Source organism: Bradyrhizobium sp. (assembly GCF_049798375.1).
Taxonomy (GTDB): domain Bacteria; phylum Pseudomonadota; class Alphaproteobacteria; order Rhizobiales; family Xanthobacteraceae; genus Bradyrhizobium.
Map to the genome: position 1 here is coordinate 1 of NZ_JBARGP010000306.1, position 8,795 is coordinate 8,795.

Genomic DNA, 8,795 nt, shown 5'->3' on the forward strand with positions numbered 1-8,795 from the left:
CTGGGCGCGTGGCCTGCCCGGCTTCTGGTGGTCGCTGCTCTCGGCGGTGCTGGCGATCGGCGCCGGCATCATCCTGCTGGCCGAGCCGGTACAGGGCACGGCGACGCTCACCATCGTGGTCGGCGTCTATTTCCTGGCCGAGGGCGTCGCCACCATCCTCTACGCGCTGGAGCACCGGCGCGAATTGTCGCAGCGCTGGTCCTGGCTTTTGGTCTCCGGTCTCGTCGATATCGTCATCGCCGGCCTCATCATCTCCGGCTGGCCAGCCTCGGCGTTGTGGGCGATCGGACTGCTCGTCGGCATCAACCTGCTGTTCGGCGGCGCCACCCTGATCGGCATGGCGTTGGCCGCGCGCAACAGTTAGCTGCCATGTCCCCCCGGCCCACGGATTGGGGGGATGACAAGCCGGAAACGGCACGCTATAGAGCCAACCATGATCACCGTCGCCACCAGCTATTTTTGGTACTTTACCTACGGCAGCTCGCTGGCGGCGGGAGGATCACGCTCAATCTGAAATCAGAGCAGCAAACGATCCGAACAGCCGCCAGATCCTGGCGGCTTTTTTTATGGCCGGCAGGTTCTTCCAATCCCACAGGAGCCCGCCATGCTGAGCACGACAGACGATCTTCGTATCAAGGAAATCAAAGAGCTAAGTCCGCCCGGTGAGGTGATGCGCGAGATCCCGCGCACCTTGACCGCAACCCGCGTGGTAATGGCCGCGCGCAATGCCATCCATTCCATTCTCACTGGCACCGACGACCGGCTGCTGGTCATCGTCGGCCCCTGCTCGATCCACGATCCGATCGCGGCGGTCGATTATGCTGAGCGGCTCACCGTGCTCCGCGAGCGGTTGGCTGATCGCCTCGAGATCGTGATGCGGGTCTATTTCGAGAAGCCCCGGACCATTGTGGGATGGAAGGGCCTGATCAACGACCCCGATCTCGACGACACCTTCGACATCAACAAGGGCCTGCGCCTGGCGCGCAACCTGCTTTCGGCCGTGAACAATCTCGGCCTGCCGGCAGCGACCGAATTCCTCGATATGACGACGCCGCAATACATTGCCGATCTGGTGTCGTGGGCGGCGATCGGTGCCCGCACCACCGAAAGCCAGATCCATCGCGAACTGGCCTCCGGCCTGTCCTGCCCGGTCGGCTTCAAGAACGGCACCGACGGCGACATCCGCATTGCTGCGGATGCGGTGAAATCGGCAGCGCATCCGCATCATTTCATGGCGGTGACCAAGGGTGGCCGCTCGGGTATTGCCTCGACCACTGGCAATGAGGACTGCCACATCATCCTGCGCGGTGGAAAGCTGCCGAACTACGACGCCGCACATGTCGAGCAGGCTGCCGCCGAGCTGGTGAAATCAGGCCTTTCGCCGAAGCTGATGATCGACACCAGCCACGCCAACTCCGGCAAGAAGCCGGAGAACCAGCCGCTGGTCGCCGCCGACATCGCCCGGCAGGTCGCGGGCGGGGAAGAGCGCATCATGGGCGTGATGATCGAGAGCAACATCGTCGCCGGCCGGCAGGACGTGAAGCCGGGCGTGCCGCTCACCTACGGCCAGAGCATCACCGATGGCTGCATCGACTGGGACACCACCGTCACGGTGCTGGAGCAGCTGGCCGGGGCTGCCGACGCCCGGGGGGAGGCACGCCGGCGCGCGACATGCGCGCGTACGGCGTAAGGCGGTTTAAGGTCAGGCAGGGCGCCTCCTCCGAAGCGCCCTGCCTTTGCCAACTCAGAAGGAAGGCCACGGTTGTAAAGAACAGGCCGAGCCAGCAGACTGCGGACCAGCCACTGACACTCCAGGCAACACCTGACAAGGCCGATCCGGTGGCGCTGCCGACAAAGAACAGGCCGGTAAAAAGCCCGTTAATGCGGCCGCGTGCTTCGGGGCGCAGCATGTTGATTACGCGGCGCCCCAACGTCTGATCGCCAACGACGCCCAGATCCAGCGCGAAAGCGGCCACCGCCAGCAGTCCGAGCCCGAGCCGACCATGGTTGGCGGCGTCAAATCCGAACCAACCCGCGCCGGCGATGCCGGCAAGGACGAGCGCACCGATGGCGGTAAGATGCGAGAGGCGCGTGGCGGCGACCGTCAGTCCCCGATCACCCGCGCGCCCCGCAATCGGCGACACGACCGCGCCGCCGGCGCCGGCCAGCGCGAAGAGCCCAATTCCAATCTGCGTCAGGTCAAACGGCGACGCCGCCAGGCGCAACGCAATTGCGGTCCAAAAGCTGCTGAAGGCGGCCATGCATAGTGCTTGATAAAGCGCCCTCCGCCGCAACAGCGGCTCCTCTGCGAGCAGCCTCCTAAGCGATCGAACCAATGCGTCATAGCTTCCTTTCGTGGCGGGCTGGTGTCGCGGCAACAGCACTAGGAGCGTCAACGCAACGCCAGCCAGGGCAGCGGCATCGAGCACGTACGACGCGCGCCAGCCGAGCTCACTGGCCACAAGGCTTGCGAGCGGACGCGACAACAGGATTCCGATCATGAGACCGCTCATAAGCGTTCCGATGGTCCGGCCCCGCAGATGCTCCGGCGTCATCGCCGCCGCGACCGGAATCAGCATCTGGATCGAGCTGGTCGCAACGCCCACCGCGAACGCTGCCAGCAGAAACAACAACGGCGTGGGCGCGCAGGCAATCAAAACGAGCGCGCAAACATCGAGCCCCAGCGTCCACAAAATGATCGTCCGGCTTTCGAACAAATCAATCAGCGGAACGAAGAGGATGAGCCCGACCGCGTAGCCGAGCAGCGGCAAGGTCGGCATCAATCCCGCCAGCGCCAGCGAAAGCCCGAGGCTCGGCCCGATCAAGCCAACCAATGGCTGTGCTGCAAACAACGGCAAGACGGTGATTCCGACCGCGCCGGTCAGCACGGTGAGCAAAGTCGGCGACATCCGGACGTTCGATGAGGTGGTCAGCAGCATTCTTGGTCCTCGCATCAATCGACCGGCGATATGCCGGCCGTGCCGCAGAGCTTTAGAATGTCTGCCGAACCGAGATAATTATGCCGAAATGAGATATATTCTTCCAGTATAAGGAAGAATTCACATGGCCGATCTAAACGATTACACCGCCTTTGTTGCCGTCGTGGAGCACGGCAGCCTGACGGCAGCGGCGAAGGCGCTTGGCTATTCTTTGCAGGCGGTAAGTCGCTCGTTGGCGCTGCTGGAACGCGAACTTGGGACGCCGCTCGTTCTGCGCACCACCCGTCGATCACAGGTCACGGCTGCCGGGCTCGCGTTTCACGACCGGGTCAAAGCGGCACTCGCGGACATCAATCTTGCCCGCGAGGAAGCTGCCCGCCACGGCGAAATCGTTTCCGGCAAATTGCGCATCGCTGCGTCAGTGCTGTTTGCACCGGCCTATGTTGTTCCTGTCGCATCGAGCTTCATGCAGCGATGGCCGGGTGTCGACGTCGAATTGGTGCTGGGCGACGCATTTACCGATCTGGTCGCGGAGCGTACCGACCTGGCGATCCGGATTGGAGAGTTGCCCTCGTCGGGACTGCGACGGCGCGGTCTTGCGCAGCTCCGCCGCGTTCTGTTTGCGACGCCAGGCTATCTCGAACGCCACGGGCGGCCCGTTACGCCTTCAGATCTCGCGCGCCATCAATGCGTGGTCAGGACCATCGGTCCCGAACAAAGCGGCTGGCCCCTCACCCGCGACGGCGCTGTGGTCTGGACTCGTGTCAGCGGCCCATTCACCGCCAATGACGCCGCCTCCTGCAACGCGGCGGTCTTGGCCGGACTCGGAATTGGCCTTGCACCCTATTGGCAAATTCGAAGCATGGTCGATGACGGCCGGCTCGAACTGGTCTTGACCGGTTTCGAACCCCCACCCGTGCCGGTGAGCGCTGTGTGGCTGCCTGCACCGCAGCTGCCGGCGCGGACACGCCTGTTCATCGACACGCTGGCATCCCGCTTCTCCGCAGAACGCTGGTGATGTCCACGATCTCGCAGGCGGTCTAGCAGCCCCGGCAGATGCTCTTGATCTTCTTGTCGAGCGCCGCGTCTTCCTTGTTGGCCTGGTCGGTCGGGTTGTTCAGGTTCTTCTCGTTCGGCACGTCGCCCACGCGCGGCTGGCGATGGCCGATCGGCGCCTGGACCGCGGGAGCAGAGGAAGAACGACCGGCACTGCTGCCGGCACCTTGCGCTAGCGCCGAACCGTCGGCAACCAGCAGCAGGAGACTCATCGCAATCGCAACCTTCTTCATGTGACTCCTCCGTCTTGCCGGCAAATCAGTCGCCCGTCTCAGGGGGATAGAGATGCACGTCGCCGCAATAGTCAATCACACGATAGCGCGTTTCCTCAGCCGCTTCATGGTCTGGCGCACATGAACCGTGCGTTGCGAGAAACTGCGGGCCGACCGGCGCCTTGCCGTGACCGCCGGGGATATCGAGCACATAGTCCGGCTGGCACAGGCCCGACACCCGGCCACGCAGCGCGCGCATCAACTCCTGGCCTTGCGCCAGCGTCGTGCGCAGATGCGCGGTGCCCGGCGCGAGGTCACCATGATGCAGGTAGTAAGGCTTGATGCGACATTCAACGAAGGCCCGCATCAAGGCTGCAAGCGTCACCGCATCGTCATTGATGCCGCGCAGCAGCACCGATTGGCTGACCATCGGGATCCCTGCGTCGACGAGTCGCGCACAGGCCGCACGCGCCTCCTCACTGAATTCACGCGGATGATTGGCGTGCAATGCAACCCAGGTCGTGGCGCCCTGAACCTTGAGTGCCGTGACGAGCTCAGGCGACATGCGCGCGGGGTCGGCAACCGGCAGCCGGGTGTGAATGCGGATCACCTTCACATGATCGATCGCGGCCAGCTCAGCCATGATCTCGCTGAGCCGGCGCGGCGATAGCATCAACGGATCGCCACCGGTGAGGATCACCTCCCAGATTTCCGGATGCACCCGGATGTAATCCAGCGCGCCGCGATAGGCGTCGTCCGACAGCGCGCTCTCCTTGCCAGGGCCGACCATCTCGCGGCGGAAGCAGAAGCGGCAATAGACCGCGCAGACATGGACCAGCTTGAGCAGCACCCGGTCGGGATAGCGATGCACGATACCTGGCACCGGCGAATGCGAATCGTCGCCGATCGGATCCGCGCGTTCGCCCGTTGTCGCGACCAGTTCGTCGACTGACGGGACGAACTGGCGCGCGATCGGATCGTCGGCCGCATCTGAAGCGATCAGGCCGACGAGATGCGGCGTGACCGCGATGGCATAGCGCGCGGCGACCTCCTCCAGCACGGCCTGGTCGGTCGGCGCGACGAGGTCGTGCGCCACGAGATCGGTGACGCTGCGCAGCGTGCTGTGTCTTGTGTGCCTGCTCATGTCTCACCTGCAGGCGGCGTCCACACCACCTGATCGATCCGCGAAGCCCCGCTCGCCAGCATTACCAGCCGGTCGAAGCCAAGCGCGACGCCGCTGGCCTGCGGCATCTCGCCGACCGCGGCGATGAATTCCTCGTCGATCGGATAACGCTCGCCATAGCGCCGCGCCTTCTCGTCCATCGATTCCGTGAAGCGCCGCCGCTGCTCGGCTGCGTCGGTCAACTCGCCAAACCCGTTCGCGAGCTCGACGCCGCAGGCATAGACCTCGAAGCGCTCGGCCACGCGCGGATCGGCGGCGCTGACCCGGGCGAGCGCAGCCTCCGGTGCCGGATATTCATAGAGGACGGTCAAACGCCCGTGCCCGAGCCGCGGCTCGATATGCTCGACCAGCACCTTGCTGAACATATCAGACCAGGTGTCATCGTCGGAAATGCGCACCTTGCCCGCCGCGGCTTTGGCCAGCCTATCCCGCTCGCCGACGCCGTTCTTGATCGTTGCCAACAGGTCGATCCCGGCGTGGCGCGCGAACGCAGTGGCCACCGGCAGCAGCTCCGGCTCGGCAAACGGATCGGCGCTGCGGCCGCGGAACGTGAATTGCCCAGTGCCCGTGGCCTGCGCCGCCTGCGCGATTACGACAATGGTATCGGCCATGATTGAATCATAGGCCGCGTCGGCCCGATACCATTCCAGCATGGTGAACTCAGGCAGATGCAGGTCGCCGCGCTCGCGGTCGCGGAACACCCGCGCCAGCTCGAAGATCCGGCTTTCCCCGGAGGCCAGCAGCTTCTTGCAGGCAAATTCCGGGGAGGTTCTCAGATACCTCAAATGTCTGATGCCGTCCGCGTCCAGCAGTTCGGTGGCCGGAGCATGCAAATGGGTCTCATTCCCGGGAGATATCTGCAGGATGCCGGTCTCGACCTCGACGAAGCCCTGCTCCGCGAACCAAGCCCGCAACCGCTGCGTGATCGCCGCCCGCGCCAGCAGGAACGGGCGCATGTCGGCGCGCCGGCCGGCCGACCACCAGGGCGAGATCGGGGTTGCTCCGGTCATCGACTGTCTGCCCGGTTAGGCCGCAAAAGACTGGAAAGACCAGACAAAGTCAGTATGTTGCGGCCCGAAACCGCATCCGATACCCCACAATCCGACGCGCCGCGGCACCTGGGCCAGCCCAGGGGTCCGGCCCCAATATCAGGAAGAACAGCTTTGAAAGTCATCGCCAGCTCTATTCGCAAGGGAAACGTCATTGAGCAAGACGGCAAGCTCTACGTCGTCGTGACGGCCGAGAACATCCATCCCGGCAAGGGCACCCCGGTCAGCCAGATCGAAATGCGCCGAATCAGCGACGGTGTGAAGATCTCCGAGCGCTACAAGACCACCGACCAAGTCGAGAAGGCCACGATCGAAGAGCGCAATTACACCTTCCTCTATGAAGATCCGGACGGCTTCCATTTCATGAATCCGGAGAGCTTCGACCAAGTCCAGGTGCCAAAGGACGTCATCGGCACCTCGTCCGTCTATCTGCAGGAGAACATGACGGTGAAGCTGTCGATGCACGACACCACCCCGGTGTCGATCACATTGCCGGCGCGCGTCACGCTCGAGGTCGTCGATACCGAGCCGGTTACCAAGGGCCAGACCGCATCGTCCTCCTACAAGCCGGCCATGCTGTCCAACGGCCTGCGCACCGGCGTGCCGCCGCACGTCGCGGCCGGGACCCGCATCGTGGTCCTGACCGAAGACGGCACCTATGTCGAGCGCGCCAAGGATTGACGCGCCGCCCCGTCCTGAGCTGATACTCCGATGAGATGAACGAGGCGGTTTCGGTCGCAGCACCAAGCCGCCTCTTTTCTTCCGAAGACTCGACCATCCTGAGGCCACACGTCGGCAACCTACAACAGCTTCGGGTTCCTTTATGTCGGAACCGCAGGCTGACCGGTTGAGTTAACTTCCCGACACGGAGGAGGCCGGACGATGAGCGAGGCACTCAAACAAAACCATCGAGCCGTACCGGTGATGATCGCGGTCGTGGTTGCGGCGATCTGCGTCACGACTCTCATCTTCCTCGTGCGCGATCGCTGGCACAGTCCCGAGATCAAGCCGACCGCGCAGGCGCGTCTATCAACCACCGGCCAGGTCGCGCGCGCGGCCGGCGCGAAAGTGCTGCCGACCGATCCGAAGCTGATCGTCGAGCCCAAGCCAGCCGGTCCCAAACAGGCCCAGCCGGCGATTCCGAATTGATCTTATCCCGCCCGCGCGCGACGTCGCAGGTGGTGTTTCTCAAGCCGACCAGCGATCCTCCTCGCGGCGATGCTCGTCGCAATTGAGCCGCTCGGCGATCTCCTTGGCCATTTCATCGCTTTCGGTTTTCGCGACCGGCTCGCCGTCCCGTCGCGTGATCTTGTCCTTTTCAGCCTGCACCGGAAAATCATTGGGCTTGAGCTGGTCGCCATCGGGCTGTTGCTGGGCGCTCGTCATGGTCCACCTTCCATCGGACAGGTTTGCTCTTCGAAGAACTCCGCGGATGAGCGCTCGGTTCCGCCGAACGCGCGCTCGCTGCTATCACCCGCTTTCGGTTCCTTCCCAATCTTGACGCGTCATGTTCGATCGAGTCATATAGATGACTAAATGAAATCGCCGCCGTCCTTTCGGAGCGACCGGGCGAGTCTCGACACAACAATCGTGGGGATGGGACGATGGCAGGCTGGTACGCGGACTCGGCACCGCTGGAGCGGCGAACCTTCTGGGCGTCGTTCGGCGGCTGGGCGCTCGATGCGCTCGATGTGCAGATGTTCAGCCTCGCGATCCCGGCGCTGATCGCAGCGTTCGGCATCAATAAGTCCGAGGCAGGCCTGCTCGGATCGATCACGCTGTTCTTCGGCGCATTCGGCGGCTGGCTCGGCGGAGCGCTCGGCGACCGTTACGGACGGGTCAACGCGCTGCAGATCACCGTCGCGACTTTTGCGCTGGCGACGTTCGCCTCTGCCTTCGTCACCAGCTACAATCAGCTCGTGGCGCTGAAGGCAATCCAGGGCCTCGGCTTCGGCGCCGAGTGGGCCTGCGGCGCGGTGCTGATGGCCGAGATCATCCGTCCCGACCATCGCGGCCGTGCGCTAGGCGCGGTGCAGAGCGCCTGGGCGGTCGGCTGGGGCGCGGCGGTGCTGCTCTCCGCCATCGTCTTCACCTACGCGCCAAATGATATCGGCTGGCGGATCCTGTTCGCTGTGGGCCTGTTGCCGGCGCTTTTGATCCTCTACATCCGGCGCGGCATCGAGGAGCCGAAGCGCGCAACGAAGGGCGCGCCGGCGCCGTTTCTCGGCACGCTCGCCGGCGTCTTCCGCCCCGAGACGCTGCGCGCGACCCTGGTCGGCGGCCTGTTCGGGACCGGCGCCCATGGCGGCTATGCCGCGCTGACCACCTTCCTGCCGACCTATCTGCGCGAGGTGCG

General features: G+C 64.3%; 11 protein-coding genes. 6 read left to right on the top strand and 5 right to left on the bottom strand.

The window, feature by feature from the left end; translation table 11 throughout:
* The coding region (locus tag WA702_RS13140) for an HdeD family acid-resistance protein (protein ID WP_425110960.1) at positions 1-364 on the top strand (364 nt) is incomplete at its 5' end.
* A 240-nt stretch (positions 365-604) separates the two neighbouring features.
* Positions 605-1,690, top strand: a complete 1,086-nt coding sequence (locus WA702_RS13145) for a 3-deoxy-7-phosphoheptulonate synthase (RefSeq protein WP_425110961.1) — start codon at positions 605-607, stop codon at positions 1,688-1,690.
* Here the strand turns inward: WA702_RS13145 and WA702_RS13150 are convergent.
* Positions 1,608-2,939: an MFS transporter gene (locus WA702_RS13150; protein WP_425110962.1), complete on the bottom strand. Its 1,332-nt coding sequence runs from the start codon at positions 2,937-2,939 to the stop codon at positions 1,608-1,610. The two genes, WA702_RS13145 and WA702_RS13150, sit on opposite strands and share 83 nt — an antisense overlap.
* A gap of 124 nt (positions 2,940-3,063) precedes the next feature.
* Between WA702_RS13150 and WA702_RS13155 the strand changes: the two genes are divergently transcribed.
* Complete coding sequence (locus WA702_RS13155; protein WP_425110963.1) at positions 3,064-3,957, top strand: LysR family transcriptional regulator; 894 nt, start codon at positions 3,064-3,066, stop codon at positions 3,955-3,957.
* A gap of 22 nt (positions 3,958-3,979) precedes the next feature.
* Here WA702_RS13155 and WA702_RS13160 read toward each other — a convergent pair whose 3' ends face one another.
* Genes WA702_RS13160 through epmA form a run of 3 tightly spaced genes read right to left on the bottom strand, consistent with a single transcriptional unit; the run spans position 3,980 to position 6,400 of the window.
* Positions 3,980-4,228 (bottom strand): hypothetical protein, encoded by a 249-nt coding sequence (locus tag WA702_RS13160; protein WP_425110964.1) that lies wholly within the window; start codon positions 4,226-4,228, stop codon positions 3,980-3,982.
* Between the two features lie 25 nt (positions 4,229-4,253).
* Positions 4,254-5,351, bottom strand: a complete 1,098-nt coding sequence (locus WA702_RS13165) for a lysine-2,3-aminomutase-like protein (RefSeq protein ID WP_425110965.1) — start codon at positions 5,349-5,351, stop codon at positions 4,254-4,256.
* Positions 5,348-6,400, bottom strand: a complete 1,053-nt coding sequence (epmA, locus tag WA702_RS13170; protein ID WP_425110966.1) for an EF-P lysine aminoacylase EpmA — start codon at positions 6,398-6,400, stop codon at positions 5,348-5,350. The genes WA702_RS13165 and epmA overlap by 4 nt, the downstream gene beginning before the upstream one ends.
* 153 nt (positions 6,401-6,553) lie before the next feature.
* Here epmA and efp point away from each other — a divergent pair, with 153 nt between their 5' ends.
* Complete coding sequence (efp, locus tag WA702_RS13175; RefSeq protein WP_425110967.1) at positions 6,554-7,120, top strand: elongation factor P; 567 nt, start codon at positions 6,554-6,556, stop codon at positions 7,118-7,120.
* A gap of 201 nt (positions 7,121-7,321) precedes the next feature.
* On the top strand, positions 7,322-7,588 hold the full coding sequence (locus tag WA702_RS13180) for a hypothetical protein (RefSeq protein ID WP_425110968.1): 267 nt from the start codon (positions 7,322-7,324) through the stop codon (positions 7,586-7,588).
* Positions 7,589-7,627: 39 nt separating this feature from the next.
* Here the strand turns inward: WA702_RS13180 and WA702_RS13185 are convergent, their stop codons facing one another.
* Positions 7,628-7,825 (bottom strand): hypothetical protein, encoded by a 198-nt coding sequence (locus WA702_RS13185; RefSeq protein WP_425110969.1) that lies wholly within the window; start codon positions 7,823-7,825, stop codon positions 7,628-7,630.
* A gap of 218 nt (positions 7,826-8,043) precedes the next feature.
* Here WA702_RS13185 and WA702_RS13190 point away from each other — a divergent pair.
* Positions 8,044-8,795, top strand: a 752-nt coding sequence (locus WA702_RS13190) for an MFS transporter (protein ID WP_425110970.1), incomplete at its 3' end; no start/stop codon positions are given.

Coding starts and splice junctions, on each gene's coding strand:
- WA702_RS13145 (WP_425110961.1), top strand. CDS start 605: ATGCTGAGCACGACAGACGATCTTCGTATCAAGGAAATCAAAGAGCTA.
- WA702_RS13150 (WP_425110962.1), bottom strand. CDS start 2,939: ATGCTGCTGACCACCTCATCGAACGTCCGGATGTCGCCGACTTTGCTC.
- WA702_RS13155 (WP_425110963.1), top strand. CDS start 3,064: ATGGCCGATCTAAACGATTACACCGCCTTTGTTGCCGTCGTGGAGCAC.
- WA702_RS13160 (WP_425110964.1), bottom strand. CDS start 4,228: ATGAAGAAGGTTGCGATTGCGATGAGTCTCCTGCTGCTGGTTGCCGAC.
- WA702_RS13165 (WP_425110965.1), bottom strand. CDS start 5,351: ATGAGCAGGCACACAAGACACAGCACGCTGCGCAGCGTCACCGATCTC.
- epmA (WP_425110966.1), bottom strand. CDS start 6,400: ATGACCGGAGCAACCCCGATCTCGCCCTGGTGGTCGGCCGGCCGGCGC.
- WA702_RS13180 (WP_425110968.1), top strand. CDS start 7,322: ATGAGCGAGGCACTCAAACAAAACCATCGAGCCGTACCGGTGATGATC.
- WA702_RS13185 (WP_425110969.1), bottom strand. CDS start 7,825: ATGACGAGCGCCCAGCAACAGCCCGATGGCGACCAGCTCAAGCCCAAT.